Origin of the sequence: Streptomyces canus, assembly GCF_030815415.1 — a bacterium.
Lineage (GTDB): Bacteria > Actinomycetota > Actinomycetes > Streptomycetales > Streptomycetaceae > Streptomyces > Streptomyces canus_F.
Genome location: NZ_JAUSWW010000001.1, coordinates 10,159,362 through 10,179,280, shown reverse-complemented (window position 1 = coordinate 10,179,280; position 19,919 = coordinate 10,159,362). Strand labels below are relative to the sequence as shown.

The 19,919-nt window shown below is 68.9% G+C and carries 20 protein-coding genes and 1 pseudogene; 14 read left to right on the top strand and 7 right to left on the bottom strand.

Annotation, left to right across the window (positions count from 1 at the left end; genetic code table 11):
• Positions 1 to 82 precede the first annotated feature (82 nt).
• The gene (locus tag QF037_RS47590; RefSeq protein WP_307036446.1) at positions 83 to 412 is read right to left on the bottom strand and encodes a transposase; all 330 of its coding nucleotides are present in this window, start codon (positions 410 to 412) and stop codon (positions 83 to 85) included.
• Complete coding sequence (locus QF037_RS47585; protein WP_307036444.1) at positions 378 to 1,652, bottom strand: transposase; 1,275 nt, start codon at positions 1,650 to 1,652, stop codon at positions 378 to 380. Before QF037_RS47585 ends, QF037_RS47590 begins: the two co-directional genes overlap by 35 nt.
• Positions 1,653 to 2,001: 349 nt before the next feature.
• Between QF037_RS47585 and QF037_RS47580 the strand changes: the two genes are divergently transcribed.
• From QF037_RS47580 to QF037_RS47565, 4 genes are all read left to right on the top strand, one after another.
• Entirely contained in the window at positions 2,002 to 3,264 is a 1,263-nt protein-coding gene (locus QF037_RS47580; RefSeq protein ID WP_307020561.1) for an IS110 family transposase, read from the top strand.
• A gap of 280 nt (positions 3,265 to 3,544) precedes the next feature.
• Positions 3,545 to 3,928, top strand: coding sequence for a hypothetical protein (locus tag QF037_RS47575; protein WP_307036441.1), 384 nt, complete (start codon positions 3,545 to 3,547; stop codon positions 3,926 to 3,928).
• A 31-nt stretch (positions 3,929 to 3,959) separates the two neighbouring features.
• Positions 3,960 to 4,439 carry a hypothetical protein gene (locus QF037_RS47570; protein WP_307036439.1) on the top strand — a complete coding sequence of 160 codons (480 nt, stop codon included), beginning with the start codon at positions 3,960 to 3,962 and terminating at the stop codon, positions 4,437 to 4,439.
• The gene (locus QF037_RS47565; RefSeq protein ID WP_307037769.1) at positions 4,391 to 4,540 is read left to right on the top strand and encodes a hypothetical protein; all 150 of its coding nucleotides are present in this window, start codon (positions 4,391 to 4,393) and stop codon (positions 4,538 to 4,540) included. Before QF037_RS47570 ends, QF037_RS47565 begins: the two co-directional genes overlap by 49 nt.
• A gap of 368 nt (positions 4,541 to 4,908) precedes the next feature.
• Here QF037_RS47565 and QF037_RS51245 read toward each other — a convergent pair.
• Positions 4,909 to 5,123: pseudogene (locus QF037_RS51245) on the bottom strand (IS5/IS1182 family transposase); the annotation flags it as partial.
• Positions 5,124 to 5,608: 485 nt separating this feature from the next.
• Here QF037_RS51245 and QF037_RS47555 point away from each other — a divergent pair.
• The gene (locus QF037_RS47555; protein WP_307036438.1) at positions 5,609 to 6,562 is read left to right on the top strand and encodes an FHA domain-containing protein; all 954 of its coding nucleotides are present in this window, start codon (positions 5,609 to 5,611) and stop codon (positions 6,560 to 6,562) included.
• Positions 6,563 to 6,576: 14 nt separating this feature from the next.
• Positions 6,577 to 6,969, top strand: coding sequence for a hypothetical protein (locus QF037_RS47550; protein ID WP_307036436.1), 393 nt, complete (start codon positions 6,577 to 6,579; stop codon positions 6,967 to 6,969).
• A gap of 508 nt (positions 6,970 to 7,477) precedes the next feature.
• Here the strand turns inward: QF037_RS47550 and QF037_RS47545 are convergent.
• The 3 genes from QF037_RS47545 to QF037_RS47535 all read right to left on the bottom strand — a co-directional run bounded on the left by QF037_RS47545 (position 7,478) and on the right by QF037_RS47535 (position 9,077).
• Entirely contained in the window at positions 7,478 to 7,603 is a 126-nt protein-coding gene (locus tag QF037_RS47545; RefSeq protein ID WP_307036434.1) for a hypothetical protein, read from the bottom strand.
• Between the two features lie 817 nt (positions 7,604 to 8,420).
• Positions 8,421 to 8,834: a hypothetical protein gene (locus tag QF037_RS47540; protein ID WP_307036432.1), complete on the bottom strand. Its 414-nt coding sequence runs from the start codon at positions 8,832 to 8,834 to the stop codon at positions 8,421 to 8,423.
• 6 nt (positions 8,835 to 8,840) lie between these two features.
• The gene (locus tag QF037_RS47535) at positions 8,841 to 9,077 is read right to left on the bottom strand and encodes a hypothetical protein (protein WP_307036430.1); all 237 of its coding nucleotides are present in this window, start codon (positions 9,075 to 9,077) and stop codon (positions 8,841 to 8,843) included.
• 442 nt (positions 9,078 to 9,519) lie between these two features.
• Here QF037_RS47535 and QF037_RS47530 point away from each other — a divergent pair, with 442 nt between their 5' ends.
• Genes QF037_RS47530 through QF037_RS47520 form a run of 3 tightly spaced genes read left to right on the top strand, consistent with a single transcriptional unit; the run spans position 9,520 to position 12,493 of the window.
• On the top strand, positions 9,520 to 10,524 hold the full coding sequence (locus QF037_RS47530; protein ID WP_307036428.1) for a sugar ABC transporter substrate-binding protein: 1,005 nt from the start codon (positions 9,520 to 9,522) through the stop codon (positions 10,522 to 10,524).
• A complete protein-coding gene (locus tag QF037_RS47525; protein WP_307036425.1) occupies positions 10,524 to 11,600 on the top strand; it encodes an ABC transporter permease in 1,077 nt (358 codons plus the stop codon). Before QF037_RS47530 ends, QF037_RS47525 begins: the two co-directional genes overlap by 1 nt.
• A 5-nt stretch (positions 11,601 to 11,605) precedes the next feature.
• Positions 11,606 to 12,493, top strand: a complete 888-nt coding sequence (locus QF037_RS47520; protein WP_307036423.1) for an ATP-binding cassette domain-containing protein — start codon at positions 11,606 to 11,608, stop codon at positions 12,491 to 12,493.
• Between the two features lie 79 nt (positions 12,494 to 12,572).
• Here QF037_RS47520 and QF037_RS47515 read toward each other — a convergent pair whose 3' ends face one another.
• Entirely contained in the window at positions 12,573 to 13,574 is a 1,002-nt protein-coding gene (locus QF037_RS47515) for a LacI family DNA-binding transcriptional regulator (RefSeq protein ID WP_307036422.1), read from the bottom strand.
• A gap of 209 nt (positions 13,575 to 13,783) precedes the next feature.
• Between QF037_RS47515 and iolC the strand changes: the two genes are divergently transcribed.
• Genes iolC through QF037_RS47490 form a run of 5 tightly spaced genes read left to right on the top strand, consistent with a single transcriptional unit; the run spans position 13,784 to position 19,894 of the window.
• The gene (iolC, locus tag QF037_RS47510; protein ID WP_307037767.1) at positions 13,784 to 14,752 is read left to right on the top strand and encodes a 5-dehydro-2-deoxygluconokinase; all 969 of its coding nucleotides are present in this window, start codon (positions 13,784 to 13,786) and stop codon (positions 14,750 to 14,752) included.
• Between the two features lie 4 nt (positions 14,753 to 14,756).
• A complete protein-coding gene (locus tag QF037_RS47505; RefSeq protein ID WP_307036420.1) occupies positions 14,757 to 15,629 on the top strand; it encodes a Cgl0159 family (beta/alpha)8-fold protein in 873 nt (290 codons plus the stop codon).
• Positions 15,626 to 16,507, top strand: coding sequence for a 5-deoxy-glucuronate isomerase (gene iolB, locus QF037_RS47500; RefSeq protein WP_307036418.1), 882 nt, complete (start codon positions 15,626 to 15,628; stop codon positions 16,505 to 16,507). Before QF037_RS47505 ends, iolB begins: the two co-directional genes overlap by 4 nt.
• Complete coding sequence (iolD, locus tag QF037_RS47495) at positions 16,507 to 18,384, top strand: 3D-(3,5/4)-trihydroxycyclohexane-1,2-dione acylhydrolase (decyclizing) (RefSeq protein ID WP_307036416.1); 1,878 nt, start codon at positions 16,507 to 16,509, stop codon at positions 18,382 to 18,384. Before iolB ends, iolD begins: the two co-directional genes overlap by 1 nt.
• A 13-nt stretch (positions 18,385 to 18,397) precedes the next feature.
• Positions 18,398 to 19,894: a CoA-acylating methylmalonate-semialdehyde dehydrogenase gene (locus tag QF037_RS47490; protein ID WP_307036414.1), complete on the top strand. Its 1,497-nt coding sequence runs from the start codon at positions 18,398 to 18,400 to the stop codon at positions 19,892 to 19,894.
• The last annotated feature ends 25 nt before the right edge of the window (positions 19,895 to 19,919 follow it).

Here is a 19,919-nt window from a genome sequence, read left to right as displayed (position 1 = left end):
GAGGTGATCAGCGCAGCCATCCCCGTTCCTGGCAAGATTTCCGTGAAACTGGCGTGTGCCACTGTGCGCCGGTGACGCTCCGTCACACATAGCGGCGTCGGAGCAGGGCCATGAGGATGACGCGGTGACGGAGCAGCGGGACCCCCGCACGTCCGGCCATGATCCGCTTCTGGAGCTTCAGATCAGTGATGCGGCCTTCGTTGACACCGGAGTTGAACGGGGTGGTGATGCCCTGGACGACTGCGGGCTGGTCCTCGCGGATGGCGTTGGCCAGGCTGACCAGGGCGGGGAGGCGGGAGGTCGCGAGTTGCTCGAGCCAGTTCGCCAGCAAGGCCGCGTCGCGGGAATCGAGCATGGCGGCGAACTGACGCACCAGGTCATGGGTTTGGTCCAGTTCCGGGGCAGTGCTCAAACAGCCGCCTGAGTGCCTCGGTGGCGTGCAGACCGCGCCGGGATGGCGCGGTGGTGATCCAGCGGGCGACTTGCCGGGGCGAGGGCGGTCGCTCGCGCGCTGTGTCGATCGGCAGGCCCCGGCGCAGCGGCGCGATGGCCATCTTGACTCGCTGATAGTGGCCCCGGTAACCCTTGGCGACGATCTCCTGGTGCAGCACCGTCGCGGTGTGCTCGCCTTCCTCCCACCGCTGCCGCAGGTACTCCAGGTACGGATCGAGGCTGGTGGGCCGGCGGGAGGGCGTGCGGCGTACGCACTCCTGCCAAGTGGCAGCTCGCGCGTATTTGCCCACGGTGCGCCTGTTCAAGCCCAGCCGGTGGGCTGCGGCGTGAAGTGAGATGCCGGTGTCGGTCACCGCGTGCACCGCATCAAAGAGGTTCTTCGCGTGGCGGCGGGCACGGGTGTCGGCCTGGTCGGACGGTGCCGTTGGGCTCGGTGGCGGCGATGCCGCTGCAGGATCGGGAACTGCTGTGGGCAGGCAGCTGCGGTGTGCGGCGGCAGTGTCCCCGACGCGCTTCGACAAGCCCTGCCATAGATGGAAACGATCGCTGACCTGCACCGCGTCCGGGGCACCGTCGGTGATGCCCTGCCGATAGACCAGCGAGCCGTCCCGGCAGACGGCCTCAACACCGGGATTCGTCCGCAGCCAGGCGGCCAACTGCTCGGCGTAGCGCCCTGCCCACAGCTCGATCGGCAGCCGGGAGTCGGCATCCACCAGCAGGGTGCCGTAGACGCCCGCGTACAGTGCGAAGTCGTCCACGCCCAGCACCCGCGGAGTCGCTGCCGCCGGAAGTGGCAAGCGCATCAAGTGGAACAGCACGCTCGTCCGCGACAACGGCACCTTCAGAATCTGCAGAAGCCGGGCGCCGCCGCGGCCGGCGAGCAGCACCCCGGCCATCTGCAGCAGCGGGCTGCGGCGCTGATAGCGCACCGTCAGCCCCTCCACCTGCTCAACGAACGTCCGCCGACCACAGCCCGGGCCGTCACAGAACAGTCGCCGTACCGACAGCCCGATAACGACCGGGCGGCCGCCGACAGCGACATCGGCCAGCGTGCGGCTATAGCGACTGTGCGTCCGCGCGGAACCGCCGCCGCAGTCCGGACACGCGACCGTCAACTCCCGGGTGCAGGCCGCGATACGGACCACGCCGCCCGCCACCCACACCTGTTCCACCCGCACCGCATCCAGGTGCGGAGACACGATCCGTACGAGGTCATCACACTCGCCGACAATGCCGCGTCCTGTGACGGAGCGTCACCGGCGCACGGTGGCACACTCCAGTTTCACGGAAGTCTTGCCAGGAACGGGGATGGCTGCGCTGATCACCTCGGGTGAGAGAAAATGGGGTGGGTGCCCCGGTCACGCCGATGGCTCTGCGATGCCGGTGAGCTCGTTTGTCCAGGATGGCAATGGGGGTCGCGCTGGGGACCACGGTTTGTTGCCAAGGCAGTGATCCGCTGCCGGGAGCACGCGTGTCAGATTCCGCTTCTTTCCCTGATCCCTCCGGGGTTCCCGCCAGGTTTTCGCTACGGGTGTTCAGGAGCGGGCGATGAGTCGGCAGGACGTGAAGGACGAGGTCATCCATCTGCGGTCCGCGGGAGTGGACCTGGGCAAGCGGTTCCTGCTCGCCTGCGTGCGAACGCCCAGTACGACTCGGGCGGGAACATGGAGCCTGGAGACCGAACGGTTCGGCACCACCCGGTCCGAACTACGTCGGCTCCTGGCCTGGCTGGTGGAACGCCAGGTCGACGTGGTGGTCATGGAAGCAACGGCCGACTACTGGCGCGGGGTCTACTACCTGCTACAGCCGCAGCTGAACCTGATGCTGGTCAATCCCTCTCACCTGAAGGGGATCAGGGGCCGCAAGAGCGATCCGAGCGACGCCGCGTTCCTGGCCCGGGCCGGCGCGTCGGGAATGGTGATGGCGTCCTTCGTCCCCGGCCGCATGGTGCGGGAACTGCGTGACCTGACCCGGCGCCGCACCGAACTCCTGCGTTCTGCGGGTCGGGAGATCCAGCGGCTGGAGAAGGAGCTGGAGGACACCGGGATGAAGCTCACCTCCGTGCTGACCGATGTGGCCGGGAAGACCGGACGGACGATCCTGGCAGCCCTGGTCGCCGGTGAACGCGACCGTGAACGCCTTGCGGATCTTGCCGTCGGCAAGGCCCGTGCCAAGATCCCCGCCCTGATCGAGGCACTGGACGGCGACTTCACCGACCACCACGCCTTCATGGTCCAGCACTACCTGGACGAGGCGGACCGGTTCAAGGAGACGGTCGCTGTCTTCGACACCCGTATCGCCACCCTGCTTAGCGAGCACGAGCACGACCTGGACCTCCTGGACACTGTTCCCGGCATCGGGCGCATGGCGGCAGAGATCGTCTTCGCCGAAACCGGCGGAGACATGAGCCAGTTCGCCACGGCCCATCACCTCGCCTCCTGGATCGGGGTCTGCCCGGGGCAGAACGAGTCGGCAGGGGTGAACAAGTCCGGCCGGACCCGGCACGGCAACACCAATCTCAAACGCGTGCTCGGAGTCGCCGCGCTGGCCGCCATCAGAAGCAGGGACACCTATCTCGCCGTGTTCTTCCGCCGGATCTCGGCACGGCGAGGTGGCAAACGGGCACTGGTCGCGGTCATGCACAAGATCGCCATCGCTGTCTGGCACGTGCTCCACGACCACGTCCCCTACCTCGAACTGGGCGCGGACTATTTCACCCGCCGCGATCCAGCACGCGCCATGCGCCGCATGCTGAAGGAAGCCAACACTCTCGGCCTGACCATCCGCTTCGAACCCGTCGCCACGGCCTGACCACCGAGCTCAACCGCAGGTTCTTTTCGTGTCAGGGCCACGTTCATGTGTACGCCGACAGTGGCCGGCCCACTTGACCGCCGCCACGCCGTAGCGGCGGCCGGTGCCGGTGGTCAGCCCGGCCTCCGTCATTGGTCGCCCGCACTCTGGAGGCCCGCTGGGAGGCGCGGCTGGCCGCGCTCCAGGCGGCCCAGGCCGCCCTGATCGCGGCCCGCGAGGCCCGTCCGGCACTCCCCGACCGGAGATCGACGCCGAGCTGGTCCGGCTGGAGGCGGCCGAGGTGGTGTTCGGGCAGTGGGCCGAGGCGACGGACGGGGGACGGCGACCGTCGGGCATCGTGGAGCCGGAGCCGGAGCGAGTAGTGGTGACGCCGGGGGCGGCCGGGATGCGGTTGGTCCCCGACCGTGAGGCGGGCACGGGGGTGGAGGTGCTGACGCCGGAGTACCGGCGAATCATGGAGATCGTCGTGAAGGCGTCGGGGCCGGTGATGGCCAAGGACGTCGCGCTCGCGCTGGGCCCGGAAACACCCCAGCAAAGGTCGAGCCGGTCCGCGGCCAGTTGCGCAAGCTGTCCGACCGGGGCTGGCTGCCCCGGAACGGCTCCGGACGCTATCTGCCGCGCTGACCACAACAACGTCGGGCAGAGCGGCCGGTTCCAGCCGTAACATGAGGGCTCCGGCAGGAGTTGGCGCCTGTGTGAAGAAGCAGCCGCCCGCCGGCGGCTCTCCCGGTGTTGTCTACCAGGTACGGCTTCCCGTGTCGAAGCGGACCGTCGATCTCGTCGCCGGACTGATACGACGGCGCCGCAAGCAGCTGGGCACGCGCTGGCGGAAGGCCGCCCCCGGCACCCAGGCGATCGTCGTGCTCGCCGTCCTGCGCCACGATCAGCGCCTGGCCGACATGGCCGGCGGCAACGACGTCGCGGCCGCCACCGTCCGCCGCTGGGTCCTGGAAGTACTCGACCTGCTGGCCGCGAAGGCCCCGCGTCTGGACCGCGCCCTGAATAAGATCGCCAAGCGGGGTGGCACGGTGGCTCTCCTGGACGGCACTCTGGTCCGCACCCGCCGCCGCACCGGGCGGCCACGCGCTCCCGCCGCCTCACCAACGCCGAGAAGGAGGCGAACCGACTGGTCAGCCGCGAACGCGCCGCTGTTGAGCACGGCTTCGCGAACCTGAAGACCTGGCGCATCCTGACCAAGGTCCGCATGAACGCCCGTCACGTCACCACCCTGCTGCGGGCCCTGCTCGTCCTGGCGAACTCCGAAGTCCGACGGTGACGAACGATCACCCCAAGACGATCACGCCTCCGGCCTGCACGAGCACCCCGTCACGGACTCACACCAGTACCGCGACCTGCGAATTCAGGATGAAACGATCTCATTGGGTTTCGACACGTCGACGGTGGTTCACTCGCGTTCGCCTTCCCGGTCCCTACCTGACGCCATCACGGGCGCCCTTTCCCCGACCGCTGACCACGACGGTCTTCAGCCAACGCAGCGCGGGGCGGTTTGGAGCCTCCCTCCGCAGGGCGACTCCGAAGGGCCACAACCTTCATCGTCCGAGCAGCATCGCTCCAGATCGCTCTCCTACATCGAACTCTCCTTCGCGTTCAGGACACACAGCCATGCCCAAAGCCGATTGCCCTCTCGAAGCCGGGCGGACGACCGAGTCGGCCTCGCCGCAGGCGGTGGCCGACTCGGTGGACGGCTGCGGGATGACGGCGCGCATGCCCCGGCGGCGCAGGTAGCGGCGGATGGCGCGAGAGGAGTAAGCACGGTCGGCCAGGACAAGGAGAGCTCGGGGCCGTGGCCTGCCCGGTCCGCTTCCAGGCACGCCGATGCGGGGCATGACCGTCTCGTGCACTGTGGGAGAGCATCGGCTTCCAGCGATTGGGCGGGGAGACCCGGCCGGGATAGCCCTGGTCGACGGCCGGGGGCCAAGCGGCCCGGTACCCGCCTCACGCTGCTTGTGGCGGGTGTGCTGTACCGGATCACCGACGCCGACGTGGCTGCCTGGGAGCGGGCCGAGGCGAGCGGACAGACAGCACAGACGGTGACCTGAGCCGCGGCCTAGCCTTCGGCGCGATCACGGCGGTGCTGCGGCGTTCTGGATCAAGGAGCCGTGGATCGCGGAGAGGCGGGCGGCCGGACGGGCACGGGCCGGAGTCGCGGAAACCGGCCCGTCGGGATCGGAGGGCTGCGGGTCGAGGGGACGGCGGCCGAACGCACTGCCGAGTTCCGCCGTCCGGGATGCTGTGGCAGGGCGGGGCCGATCGGCTTTTACTGGTAGGTGAGGATCACCAGAACAGGCGATCGAATCGTTTCAACAAGGCAGGAGGTCGTGCCATGGACCCTCCTCTGCGAGAGCGCGACGAACCGCACCTCGTGGTCGACCGCCCGGACCGGCTGCGCGGCCGGGTCTTCGTCCTCGACGACCAGCCGATGCTGGTCGGGCGGGACTCCGACTGCCAGATCCAGGTGGGTGATCCGGGCGTCAGCCGACGGCACGCGGTGGTGTGGCGGGCCTCGGGCCGAACCACCGTCGAGGATCTCGCCTCCACCAACGGCACCATGCTGAATGGTCACCCGGTGTACGGGCAGCAGGTGCTGCACTCGGGCGACGTGCTGGATTTTGGGCCCTTAGAGGTGCATTACGAAGAGCTGCGCCCCGCCGACCGGACCGTTCAGGCCCCGAAGCCCGGAGTCGGCGGCACCCCGGGCGGCACCTCGGACACCATGCCGGGCTGGGGCCCCGCCCCTGAGCCCGGGCCTACGCCTTACGGCGCTCCCGCCGCAGGGCCGCCACCCTGGGGCCCGCCGGGCCGCTCGGCACCGCGCGAGGCCGGCCGTACGCCGCCCGGCGGCGGGCGGCGGTTCGACATCGGGGCTCAGCAGGCCGACCGGCTGAGCAACGTCGCCGGGGACCAGTACAACTACGTTCAGCAGGCGCAGCGCGAGAGCTTTTTCAAGGAGATCGCCGCGACCCGTACCAGGGCGCGACACCTGATCATGCTCGGCTTCCTGCTCTTTCTGGTCGGGGGCGGGATCTATGGCTGGGTGATCATTCGATTCATTGCCAGGACCAACGACGATATTTCGTCGGGGAGTTCGAACTTCGACTCCTCCTCGGAGCTGCTCGGACCGAAGGTGGCCGGGGTACCGGTAGGGGCGGTCGGGTTCGCGATGGCAGCCATCGGGACGGTTCTGACGGTCATCGGGATCGTTCTGCACATCGTGACGACGTCCCGGCGCCGCCGCTTCGAGGATGCCGAGCGGCAGGCGTCCTGGCGGCAGCGCTGAGGAGATGGGGAGCTATGGCCTTCAACATCGGCAACCAGCAGGGCGGCGTGGTCAACAACGTCGCCGGGAACCAGACCGTTCACGGTGGCCAGTCGGCCGTCTTCACGGCGGGCGGGCAGGAGGTGCGCGGCCTGGTCCGGGAACTGAGGGCGTCTATCGAGCGGACGGCGTTGCCGCCAGCAATCGAGCCCGAGGTGCGGGCCGAGCTGGACTCGCTGGACGAGGAGGTCGCCCGGCCGGAACCGGACCGGGAGACAGTAGCGGGCCGGCTCGGCCGGATCACCCGGCTGCTGTCCTCGGCGGGTGCGCTGGCCACGGCCGGCACCGGGCTGATCGGGCCGCTCGGAGCGCTCGCGGGCTGGCTCGGCGCACTCGGCCAGCCGATCTTGCGGGCGATCGCCGGTTGATGGGAGGAGGCTGACGGAGGGGGCCTTGACACGGGCCGAGAGTAGGGAGGGCTGTGGGACGAGTTGTCGACGGGGATACGGTCCTGGTCTGCCAGCCGGGTGGTCCGGCCGGTCCTAGAGATCGATCTGCCCTTCATCGACGGGCTCTTCGCCAAGGCGGGCCGTCTCGGCGAGGGACTATCAGCGAGCTCAGCGAACGCTCCGGCTGGGCGAAGTCGAAGATCTCCGAACTGCTGCGCGGTCACCGTGACGTACGGGCGGTCGGCGGCGCACGGCCTGGTGGCCGAGCAGTTTCTCGTCTGCGGGGAGGGTCGGTCCGACGTATACGTGAATGGTCATGGTTTTCAATGGCCCAGGGCTCGGGAAGTGCAGGTCAGGGAAGGAAGTGCCCCTCGAAGCGAGGGCGTTGAGGGGCACCTCCGGGTGTGGCCAGCCCGTCCGGGAGAACAGAGTGTGATCCGGGACCGGTCACCTCACCGGCTCAGGCACCGGGCGCAACAAGCCCCGGTCAGGGGCCCTCGTCCTCGACATCCTCGATACGCACGGTGCTCGACGGCGCGACGATATCGACGAGGTTCGGCCTCGGGATCAGCTCGTCCTTGGCGGCGGCCTCGGACTTCGACAACAGCTCCATGGCTGTGCCTCCTTGCCTTCTCGGTGTTCCGGCCCGGGCGGTTGCCCAGTGCCGCTGGTGCGCACCGCGACCACGGCCGCGGTGCTCGTGACCGGACCCCGTCGGGCGCCGGAGCGTCCGTCTTCGGCTGCAGCCATGCCTCCTGGTGGGATTGGCACTCGTGGCGCCCTCCATGACCGGACCAGGTAGGTACCCAGGGCCCCTTTCTGGACTACCGGATCGAGGCGAGCGCGGAACAGGTCGACAGTGCCCTGGCACGGTAGCCGGAGAAGCATGGACACAGAGTGACGACATAGACGCACCGAGCACATCGGTTCCCAGGCCGGAAGAGGTCTTCACCGCCGACCGCCAGCGGCGAACCAGGCCGCGCCGAGGCAGACCGAGCTGATGATCAGGGGTGTGAGCGTCAGCAGGATGCGGGCGGGCTCGACGAACACGCCGCCTCAGGCCCGTGCGGCTGGTGATCGGTGCGGCCGGACTGACCCTGACCCGGGGCGAGTTGGAGATCACCTACGCCTGGACGGAAATCGAGCGAGGCCGCGGTCGAGGTCGCGGGCCTGGAGCCGCTGTACTGCACCTCCACCCCGTCCGAACTGCGGCAAAGTGATGTTGCCCGGTGCACGATCGTGGAGGCAACCGATGCGGCCATGGGTTTCCTCGGGAGCGCACTGCTCTGCTGCCAAGAGGGTTCGCCTCCAGCCTGCTGGTCTCTGGGCCGGCATCGACCGAGCTGCGGGGCCTCTGCTCGACGAAGGTTCAGGCGCCGAGGATCTGGCTGTGTTGGGTCGCGGACTGGCCCAGGGCGGCCTTGGGTTCTTCAATGGCGGTCGTAGGTGACGGCGATGTCGCCGAGGGCACGGGAGCGGCGCTCGACGCTGGGCAGTGCCTTCAGCGGGATCGTGCGGGCAGCGGCCAGCGCGGCCTGCGGGTCACCCGCATGGTTCTCGGCGCTGATCCTGTGGAGTTGCACGGTCAGGGGGCTGAAGCCCCCGCCGTGGTCGCGTAGCAGGGTGGCGCCGCCGAGCTCTGTGGCGATTGCGGCGGCCTCGTCGGTCAGCTCGCGCATGCCCTCCCGGTCGCCGCGCCTGGCCAGGGTGTACGAGGCACTCTGGACGAGGAGTCCCCGTGCCGCGACTCCCGCGCGCCCGGCGCTGCGCAGGTCCGGGTGGTCGGCGGCGCTCAGGGCGATCGACAGGGCTTCCTGGTGCCATCCGGCCTTTCGCGCCAGCACGGCCAGTTACCGGGCGGACTCGGCAACTGTGAGGGCCTCACCGCTGACTTCGGCGAGTTGGCGGGCGCGGTCGGCGGCCATCCAGCCGAGCTGCTGCTCGTCCATCTTGACGAGCATGCGGGTCGCCAGGAGGTAGCACTTGGCCAGCAGCACGTAGTCATCTGTGTCCCCGGCACTGTCGGTGAGTGCGTGCCCGGCGCGGATGAGGCGAGGCAGACGGACGGATGTCAGACATCGCATCATCACGCCAGCCCCTCGTCCCACATTGGGACGCAAGCGCCAGGCCCTCACCTGAGCAGGACGCCGCTGCCCCCTGCTGAAGCCTCTGGGCGCCCGGCTCACCGAGACGACCTCCCGCGTGGTCGCTGCCGCTCTCCTCGTGACCGGATGCGCTACTCGATTTCGTTCCGAACACTTTGTTGGTACGTCCTGACAAACCTGTTGACATCCCTGCAGAGCCGCTACATAGTCTCTCCAACTAGAGCGCGCTACTAAAGCGCTCCAGTCCCTAACCAGGCGGTCCACACCTACGACTGCCACAGAAGAACGCGCCGCCATGCGGCGCACATACACACCACCCGCGCCAGCGCGTCGCCACTCGGTGATCCGCATCGACCTCCGACGTCGGACGCGCTTGCGTCGACCACAGACTCCACCCCGACAAGCACAGCGAGGTGCAAGGGACATGCACAGAAACCACCGAGCCGCAATTCTGACCGCCGCCGTCCTCACCGGGACCCTGCTCGCCGCCGGCTGTTCCAGCAGCTCCGGCGGCAAGAAGGCCGAGGAAGGAAGTGCGGACGCCTCGGCGGGCAAGGCCACCACGCCCCGCATGACGGTGGCCATGATCACCCACGCCTCCCCCGGCGACACCTTCTGGGACCTCATCCGCAAGGGCGCCACGGCAGCAGCCGCCAAGGACAACATCAAGCTCGTCTACTCCAGCGACCCCAGCGCCGGAACCCAGGCCAACCTCGTCCAGAACGCCATCGACCAGAAGGTCGACGGCATCGCGCTGACCGCCGCCAAGCCCGACGCCATGAAGGACGTGATCGCCAAGGCCAAGGCGGCCGGCATCCCGGTCGTCGGCTTCAACTCCGGCGTCGGCGACTGGCAGGAACTCGGCATGCTCGAGTACTTCGGCCAGGACGAGAACATCGCCGGCCAGGCCTTCGGTGAACGCCTCAACCAGCTCGGCGCCAAGCACGCCCTGTGCGTCATCCAGGAGCAGGGCCAGGTCGCCCTCGAGGCCCGCTGCGCCGGCCTGAAGAAGGGCTTCAGCGGCAAGACCGACACGCTCTACGTCAACGGCACCGACATGCCGTCCGTGAAGTCGACGATCACCGCCAAGCTCAAGCAGGACAGCTCCATCGACCAGGTCGTCACCCTGGGCGCGCCGATCGCGCTGACCGCGGTCCAGTCGCTGTCCGACGCGGGCAGCAAGGCCAAGATCGCCACCTTCGACCTCAACAAGGAGCTGGTCAAGGCCGTCCAGGACGGCACTATCGAGTTCGCGGTCGACCAGCAGCCGTATCTGCAGGGCTACTTGGCGGTCGACTCGCTGTGGCTCTACAAGAACAACGGCAACTTCAGCGGCGGCGGTACCGCACCGGTGCTCACCGGACCGGCCTTCATCACCAAGGACAACGCCGACACCGTCGCCGAGTTCGCCGCGAAGGGCACCCGGTGATGAGCATGACCCAGCATGCCGAGCCGGCGGTGACCACACCGCCGGCCCCCGGCCCGAAGGAGACCGACGGCCGGACCGCTCAACGCCCCCTGGCGTTGCGGATGTTGGCCCGGCCCGAAGTGGGCGTGTTCCTCGGCGCGGTTGCCGTGTACGTGTTCTTCCTGGTCTCCGCGCCGCCGGTGCGGGACGGCAGTTCGATGGCCAACGTGCTGTACCAGTCGTCGACCATCGGGATCATGGCGCTGCCCGTGGCCCTGTTGATGATCGGCGGCGAGTTCGACCTGTCGGCCGGCGTCGCGGTGATCACCTCGGCGCTGACCGCGAGCATGCTCGCCTACCAGCTCAGCATGAACATCTGGGTGGGTGTGATCGTCGCCCTTCTGGTGTCGCTGGGCGTGGGCCTCCTCAACGGCTGGCTGGTGGTCAGGACCGGGCTTCCCAGCTTCCTGATCACCCTGGGCAGCTTCCTGATCCTCCAAGGCGTGAACCTGGCGGTGACCAAGCTGGTCACCGGCAATGTCGCGACCGACGACATCAGTGACATGGACGGCTTCAGCCAGGCGAAGGCCATTTTCGCCTCGTCGTTCGAGGTCGGCGGCGTCCAGGTGAAGATCACCGTCGTGTACTGGCTCGTCTTCGCGGCGCTGGCCACCTGGGTGCTGCTGCGCACCAAGTACGGCAACTGGGTCTTCGCGGTCGGCGGCAACAAGGACTCTGCACGGGCCGTGGGTGTCCCGGTGACGTTCACGAAGATCTCGCTGTTCATGCTGGTCGGCTTCGGTGCCTGGTTCGTCGGCATGCACCAGCTGTTCTCGTTCAACACGGTGCAGTCCGGTGAGGGCGTGGGCCAGGAGCTGATCTTCATCTCGGCGGCGGTGATCGGCGGCTGTCTGCTGACCGGCGGCGCCGGCAGTGCGATCGGTCCGGTCTTCGGCGCTTTCATGTTCGGCATGGTGCAGCAGGGCATCGTGTACGCCGGCTGGAACCCGGACTGGTTCAAGGCCTTCCTCGGCGTGATGCTGCTCGGCGCCGTCCTGATCAATCTGTGGATCAGCCGCTCGGTGACCCGGAGGTGACCCCCATGACAAGCAATCAGACCGGAACCCACGGAGCCGTCCTCCAGGACACCGCGCCCGAGGGCGATGGCCGTCCCATCGTCCAGCTCCGCAACGCCGGCAAGGCGTACGGCAACATCCGCGCCCTGCACGGCGTCGACCTCGCCGTCCGGCCCAGCCAGGTCACCTGCGTCCTGGGCGACAACGGCGCCGGCAAGTCCACCCTGATCAAAATCATCTCCGGGCTGCACCAGCACACCGAGGGCGAGTTCCTCGTCGACGGCGAACCGGTCCGCTTCTCCACCCCGCGCGAGGCCCTCGACAAGGGCATCGCCACCGTCTACCAGGACCTCGCCGGGGTCCCCCTGATGCCGGTGTGGCGCAACTTCTTCCTCGGCTCCGAGATCACCAAGGGCCCTTGGCCCATCCGCCGTCTCGACATCGAGCAGATGAAGAAGACCGCCGACGAAGAGCTCCGCAACATGGGCATCGTCCTGGACGACATGGAGCAGCCGATCGGCACACTGTCGGGCGGCCAGCGCCAGTGTGTCGCCATCGCCCGCGCCGTCCACTTCGGCGCCCGCGTCCTCATCCTCGACGAGCCCACCGCCGCCCTCGGCGTCAAGCAGTCCGGCGTGGTCCTGAAGTACGTCGCCGCCGCCCGCGACCGCGGCCTTGGCGTCATCTTCATCACCCACAACCCGCACCACGCCTACATGGTCGGCGACCACTTCAGCGTCCTGCGTCTCGGCACGATGGAACTGTCCGCCGAGCGCAGCGACATATCCCTGGAGGAACTCACCAACCACATGGCGGGCGGCGCCGAACTCGCAGCTCTCAAGCACGAGTTGGCGCAGGTCAGCGGCGTAGACGTCGAAGAACTCCCGGAGGAGAAAGACCTCACGGCCCTGTAGCGGTATGTCCCTACAGGCGTGCGGTCGGTGCCACCCCAGCACGGCAAGGCCAAAAGCCCCAACTGCTGGGGGCACACGCTCAGGGAGACGTCTCCGGTGCCGTGTCGCTCGTGCCGCGCACCACCAGCTTCGGGTCCAGTACCGCCTCCCGAGCTTCCAGCTCCGGATTTTCTAGCCGCTCCACGGCGAACCGCACGGCATGCTCCGCCATGAGAGCCGCGTCCTGGCGGACGGTGGTCAGGCCGACGGGCATCAGATGGGAGAGGTGGCTGTCGTCGTATCCGACGACAGACATATCGCGCGGGACATCAACGCCTGCCCGCGTCAAGGCCATCAGCAGACCCCACGCACACCGGTCGTTGCCCGCGAGGACCGCCGTCGGCAGGCGTTGCCCCTGATCCCGCTCCGCCAGGAGCAGGCGGCCCACCTCGATGCCCGACTCCTCCGTATGCTCCCCCGGGATCACCCGCACCTCGGACTCCAGCCCGTGCCGGCGCATCGCGGTCCGGTAGGCACGCCGCCGCTCGGACGATCCCGGTCCCCGGCCGCCGTCGATGTGCATGATCCGGCGGTGCCCCAGGTCGACGAGATGCTCCATGGCCTGCTGCACACCCTTGCCCTCGGCACTGTGCACGAAGTCCACGCGGGCGCGGGGCACCCGGCGGCTGACCGAGACGGTCACCGCCCGGTGTCCGAGTTCGTTGAGATACGCGGCCTCGGCCTCGGGGCCGAGCAGGATCAGCGCCTCGCAGCGGTGGCTGAGCAGCGCCTCGGCCGCCTTCGCCTCGCTGCGGCCATGGGTGGCTGCGGAGAGCAGGACGTCGTAGCCGAGACGCTCGGCCTCGGGGTAGATCCCCTGGATGAGGTCCGCGTGGAACGTCTGGTGCACGGTGAACATCACGCCGAGCGTGCGGCTGCGGCCACGGGCCAGCAACCGGGCCGCGCTGTCGGGGTGGTAGCCGATCTCGTCGGCGACCCGCAGCACCCGTTCCCGGGTCTCTTCGCTCGCCCCTGGCTTGCCGCGGAAGATGATCGAGACGAGCGCCCGGGACACCCCCGCTTTCGCAGCGACGTCCGCCATCGTGGGCCGCTGCTTTCCCGACGCATCCACCTGTGAACCCACCCTCCGACACGGCCCACCCTACGGGCACTCTCGAAATCTCCCAGCAACAAGGTATTGACATGACATTTGGACAGGAGTCATCGTACACAGACTAGAGCGCGCTAGTAGAGCGCGATAGCGAATCTTGTGGACGTCCCCGTCCCTGGCACGAAAGGGAAACCAGCGTGATGCCGTTCGAAATGCTGACCATGGGCCGCGTGGGGGTGGATGTGTACCCGCTCCAGAGCGGCGTAGGGCTGGCGGAGGTCACATCGTTCGGCAAGTACCTGGGCGGCAGCCCGACGAATGTGGCGGTGGCAGCGGCCCGGTACGGACACTCCGCCGCCGTCATCACCAAGACGGGCCGGGACCCGTTCGGGGACTTCGTCCGCACGGCCCTGGACGGCTACGGCGTGGACAGCCGCTTCGTCGGCACGTCGGACATCGCGCCGACGCCGGTGACCTTCTGCGAGATCTTCCCGCCGGACGACTTCCCGCTGTACTTCTACCGCCTGCCCAAAGCCCCCGACCTGGACATCCAGCCGGGCGAGCTGGACCTGGACGCGGTACGCGAGGCCCGGATCTTCTGGATGACCGGTACCGGCCTGTGCGAGGAACCGAGCCGCTCGGCCACCCTCGCCGCGCTGGCGCACCGGGCGAAGGCCGGGGCGACGGTATTCGACCTGGACTGGCGGCCGATGTTCTGGACCGACCCGTCCCAGGCACGGGCGTACTACGCCGAGGCCTTGCGGCACACCACGGTCGCGGTCGGCAACCTCGACGAGTGCGAGGTTGCCACCGGTGAACGCGACCCGTACGCGGCGGCGAAGGCACTGCTGGCGGCCGGGGTGGAACTGGCGGTGGTCAAGCAAGGCCCGAAGGGCGTGCTGGCGATGGACGGCGACGGCCAGGTTGCCGAGATCCCACCGGTGCCCGTGGACGTGGTCAACGGCCTCGGTGCCGGTGACGCCTTCGGCGGGGCGCTGTGCCACGGACTCCTGGCCGGCTGGGACACCGGCCGCATGGTCGCCTTCGCCAACGCCGCCGGCGCGATCGTCGCGGGACGGCTGGCCTGCTCCGACGCGATGCCCACCGAGGCCGAGGTCGACTCCAAGCTCCGCAGGGCCTCCCTCACTTCCACCGAACGAAAGGCGTGACAACGTGCTGTCCGACAATGTGAGCCGGATCGTGGCCGCCCGGGTGGGCGACCCCGGCGCCATCGCGGCAGCAGCCGCACGCCGTGTCCGAGCAACCTCGCCGCTCGGCGAGCACGGCAAAGCGATGATCATCGCCGCCGATCATCCCGCACGCGGCGCCAACGGCGTCGGCGGCGACCCGCGTGCGATGGCCGACCGCTTCCAGTTGCTGCAGCGTTTGTGCGTCGCCTTGGAACGCCCCGGAGTGACGGGCGTGCTGGGCACCGCCGACATCCTCGACGACCTGCTGCTGCTCGGGGTCCTGGACGGCAAGAGCGTCTTCGGCTCGATGAACCGGGCCGGGCTGGCGGGGTCGGTGTTCGAGATCGACGACCGGTTCACCGGCTACGACGCCGAGACCATCGCCGCAATGGGCTTCGACGGCGGCAAGATACTCACCCGCATTGCCCTCGACGACCCCGCGACGCCGTCCGTCCTGGAGAACACCGCCCGCGCCATCGACGAGCTGAATGACCGCCAGCTGATCGCGATGGTCGAGCCGTTCCTCTCCTCCTGGCAGGACGGCAAGATCCGCAACAACCTCTCCACGGACGCTGTCGTCAAGTCGATCACCATCGCCTCGGGGCTGGGCCGCCGCACCGCCTACACCTGGCTGAAGCTGCCGGTCGTCGACGACATGGAGCGCGTACTGTCCGCCTCCACCATGCCCGCCCTGCTGCTGGGCGGCGAGGTCAAGGACCCGGATGCGGCTTTCGCCTCATGGGGCAAGGCACTCAAGCAGCCCACCGCGCAGGGCCTGGTCGTCGGCCGCTCCCTGCTCTACCCCTCGGACGGCGACGTCGCCGGTGCCGTGGACCGGGCGGTGAGCCTGCTGTGAGCGACACGAGCAAGTACCACCTGCCCAAGGGCACGTCGGCCGACGGCCCCTACGACCTCCTGGTCACCCCCGAGTCGGCGGGCTGGGGAAACTCCGGCCTGAGGATCCTGACCCTGCAGCCGGGCGAGGCACACGCCCTGTCCACGGAGGACTCGGAGTTCTTGGTTCTTCCGCTGACCGGTGGTTGCACCGTGACCGTCAACGGACAGCGCTTCGAACTCCGGGGCCGCAGCGGCGTGTTTGCCTCAGCCACCGACTTCGCCTACCTGCCCCGTGAGTCGGAGGCCCTGATCAGCAGCGCGCAGGGAGGTCTGTTCGCGCTGCCCTCCGCCCGTACCGAGCGGAGCTCACTCTCCGCTCGGTACGGGCGCAAGGAGGACGTACCCGTTGAGCTGCGCGGCGCCGGAGCCTGCTCCCGGCAGGTGAACAACTACTGCCTGCCCGGCACGTTCGAAGCCGAGCAGCTGCTGGTGTGCGAAGTGCTCACGCCGGGCGGCAACTGGTCGTCGTACCCGCCGCACAAGCACGACGAGGCCCGGCCGGGCGTGGAGTCGGAGCTGGAGGAGATCTACTACTTCGAGGTCTCCGGCGGTGAGAACGGCTTCGGCTACCAGCGGGTGTACGGCACCGAAGAGCGGCCGATCGACGTGCTCGCCGAGGTCCGTTCCGGCGACACCGTGCTGATCCCGCATGGCTGGCACGGCCCCTCGATCGCCGCGCCCGGCTACGACCTCTACTACCTCAACGTCATGGCCGGCCCCGGCCTGGACCGCGCCTGGCTGATCTGCGACGACCCCGCCCACGGGTGGGTGCGCACGACCTGGGACACGCAGGACATCGACGACCGGCTGCCGTTCGGCGCCGAGGAGAACGACTGATGGACACGATCAGGCTCACCACCGCGCAGGCCCTGGTGCGGTTCCTGGCCAACCAGTACAGCGAGCGTGACGGCCAGGAGCAGCGGCTGATCCCCGGTATGTGGGGGATCTTCGGGCACGGCAACGTGGCCGGGATCGGGCAGGCACTATTGCAGGCCGCCACCACCGGCGAGGCCGACCTGCCCTACTACCTGGCGCGTAACGAGCAGGGAATGGTGCATGCCTCGGTGGCCTACGCCAAGATGCGCGACCGGCTGGCGGCCTTCGCCTGCACCGCGTCCACCGGCCCCGGCTCCACCAACATGATCACCGGCGCGGCTCTGGCCACCACCAACCGGCTGCCGGTGCTCCTGCTGCCGTCCGACATGTTCGCCACCCGTGCCGCCGACCCCGTGCTCCAGCAGCTGGAGGACACCCGGGGCGGGGACGTCACCGTCAACGACGCCTTCCGCGCCGTATCCAAGTACTTCGACCGCATCTCGCGTCCCGAACAGCTCGTCCCCGCAGCGCTGGCCGCGATGCGGGTACTGACCGACCCGGTCGAGACCGGCGCCGTCACCCTCGCGCTGCCGCAGGACGTGCAGGCCGAGGCGTACGACTGGCCGGTGTCGTTCTTCCGGCGCCGGGTGTGGCATGTGGGCCGGCCGGTCCCGGAACCGGCCGCGATCGAGCGGGCCGCACGCCTGCTGCGGCAGGCGAAGAAGCCACTCATCGTCGCCGGTGGCGGCGCCGTGTATTCCGGTGCGGAGATCGCCCTGCGGGCGTTCGCCGAGGCCACCGGCATCCCGGTTGCCGACACCCACGCCGGCAAGGGCGCCGTGCCCTGGGACCACCCCTACGCGGTCGGCGGCCTCGGCTCCACCGGCGCGTACGCGGCGAACGAGCTCGCAAAGGAAGCCGACGTCGTCCTCGGCATCGGCACCCGCTACTCCGACTTCACCACCGCCAGCCACACCGTCTTCGGCAACCCCGACGTCACCTTCGTCAACCTCAACGTGGCCCGCCTGGACGCCGTCAAGCACTCCGCCGAACCCCTCGTCGCCGACGCCCGACTCGGCATCCAGGCCCTGGCCGGGGCGATGGCCGACTGGGAGGTCTCAGCGGGGTACCGCGCGACGACCCGTCAACTCATCGCCCGGACACGGGAGATCGAGAAGGCCTGCTTCAACGTCGGCCACAGCCCGCTGCCCGCCCAGACCGAGATCCTCGGCGCGCTCAACGAGAGCCTCGACGACCGTGCCGTGGTCATCAACGCGGCCGGATCCATGCCCGGTGACCTGCAACAGCTGTGGCGGGCCCGCGATCCGAAGGCCTACCACGTGGAGTACGCGTACTCCTGCATGGGGTACGAGGTCGCCGCCGGCGTCGGCGCGAAGATGGCCGATCCGTCGCGCGAGGTCGTCGTACTCGTCGGCGACGGCTCGTATCTGATGATGGCCCAGGAGATCGTGACCATGGTTTCCGAGGGTCTGAAGGTCATCATCGTCCTCGTCCAGAACCACGGCTTCGCCTCCATCGGGGCCCTGTCCGAGTCGCTCGGCTCACAGCGGTTCGGCACCAAGTACCGCTACCGGGACGGCGATTCAGGTCAGCTGGACGGCGACGTCCTCCCCGTCGACCTCGCCGCGAACGCCTCCAGCCTCGGCGCGGACGTCCTGCACGCCGCCTCCGTAGACGACTTCCGTGCGGCGATGGAGAAGGCCAAGGCGGCCACCCGCACCACCGTCGTGCACGTCGAGACCGACCTGTACGGACCCAACCCGCCCGGCCACGGCTGGTGGGACGTCCCCGTCAGTGAAGTCTCCGCACTCGACACTACCCAAGCCGCCCACGAGACATACGCCGCCCACAAGCAGGCCCAGCGCCACTACCTCTAAGGACCCCGCTCCCGTGAACACCATTCCCCACTGGATCAACGGCTCCCCCACCCAGGGCTCCGTCACCGCCACCCAGCCCGTCTTCAACCCGGCCACCGGCGCCGAGCAGGCCCAGGTCGTCCTCGGCGGCGCACCCGACGTGGACTCGGCAGTCCAGGCAGCGACCGCCGCCTTCGAAACCTGGTCGGAGTCCTCCCTCTCTCAGCGCACCCAGGTGATGTTCGCGTTCCGCCAGCTGCTCGTGGAGCACGAGGAGGAGCTCGGCCGGATCATCTCCGCCGAGCACGGCAAGACCGTCGACGACGCCCGCGGAGAAATCACCCGCGGCCGCGAGGTCGTCGAGTTCGCCTGCGGCCTCGGCGACGTCCTGAAGGGATCCTTCTCCGACCAGGTCTCCCGCGGCATCGACGTCCACAACTTCCGCCAGCCCCTCGGCGTCGTCGCCGGCATCACCCCCTTCAACTTCCCCGCCATGGTGCCCCTGTGGATGCACCCCATCGCCATCGCCACCGGCAACACCTTCATCCTCAAGCCCAGCGAACGTGACCCCTCCGCCGCGAACTTCGTCGCCGAGCTGTACAAGAAGGCCGGGCTCCCGGACGGCGTGTTCAACGTCGTGCACGGCGGCAAGCCCGCCGTCGACGCGATCCTCACCCACCCCGGCATCCAAGCCGTCTCCTTCGTAGGCTCCACCCCGATCGCCAAGTACGTCCACGAGCAGGCCACTTCGCACGGCAAGCGGGTCCAGGCCCTCGGCGGAGCCAAGAACCACGCCGTCGTCCTGCCCGACGCTCACATCGAGTTCGCCGCCAACCACATCACCGCCGGCGCCTACGGCTCCGCAGGGGAGCGCTGCATGGCCCTCTCGGTCGCCGTCGCGGTCGGCGAGGCGGCCGACGCTCTGGTCGAGGTGCTGGAGCGCAAGGCCCGCAAAGTGAAGGTCGGCCCCGGCGACGCCCCCGGCACCGAGATGGGCCCGCTCGTCACCAAGGCCGCCCAGGAACGCGTCGAGAACGCCGTCGGCACCGCCGCCACGCAAGGAGCCACCGTCGTCGTCGACGGCCGCGGGCTCAAGGTCGACGGCCACGAGGACGGCTTCTTCACCGGCCCCTCCCTTCTCGACCACGTCACCACCGAGATGGACGCCTACCAGGAGGAGCTGTTCGGCCCGGTCCTCGCGATCGTCCGGGCCGACACCCTCGACCAGGCCATCGACCTCATCAACGCCAACCCCTACGGCAACGGCACCGCCCTGTTCACCGCCTCCGGCGAAGCCGCCCGCCGCTTCCAGCGCAACATCCACATCGGCATGATCGGCATCAACGTGCCGGTGCCCGTGCCGATGTCCTACTACTCCTTCGGCGGCTGGAAGGACTCCCTCATCGGCGACTCCCCCATCCACGGCCCCGAAGGCATCCGCTTCTACACCCGCCCCAAGGTTGTCACCACCCGCTGGCCCCAGCAGACCCAGCAGGTCGCCGCAGGCTTCGACTTCCCCACCTCCAACTGACCCCTCCCCTCTCCCCGAAGGACAC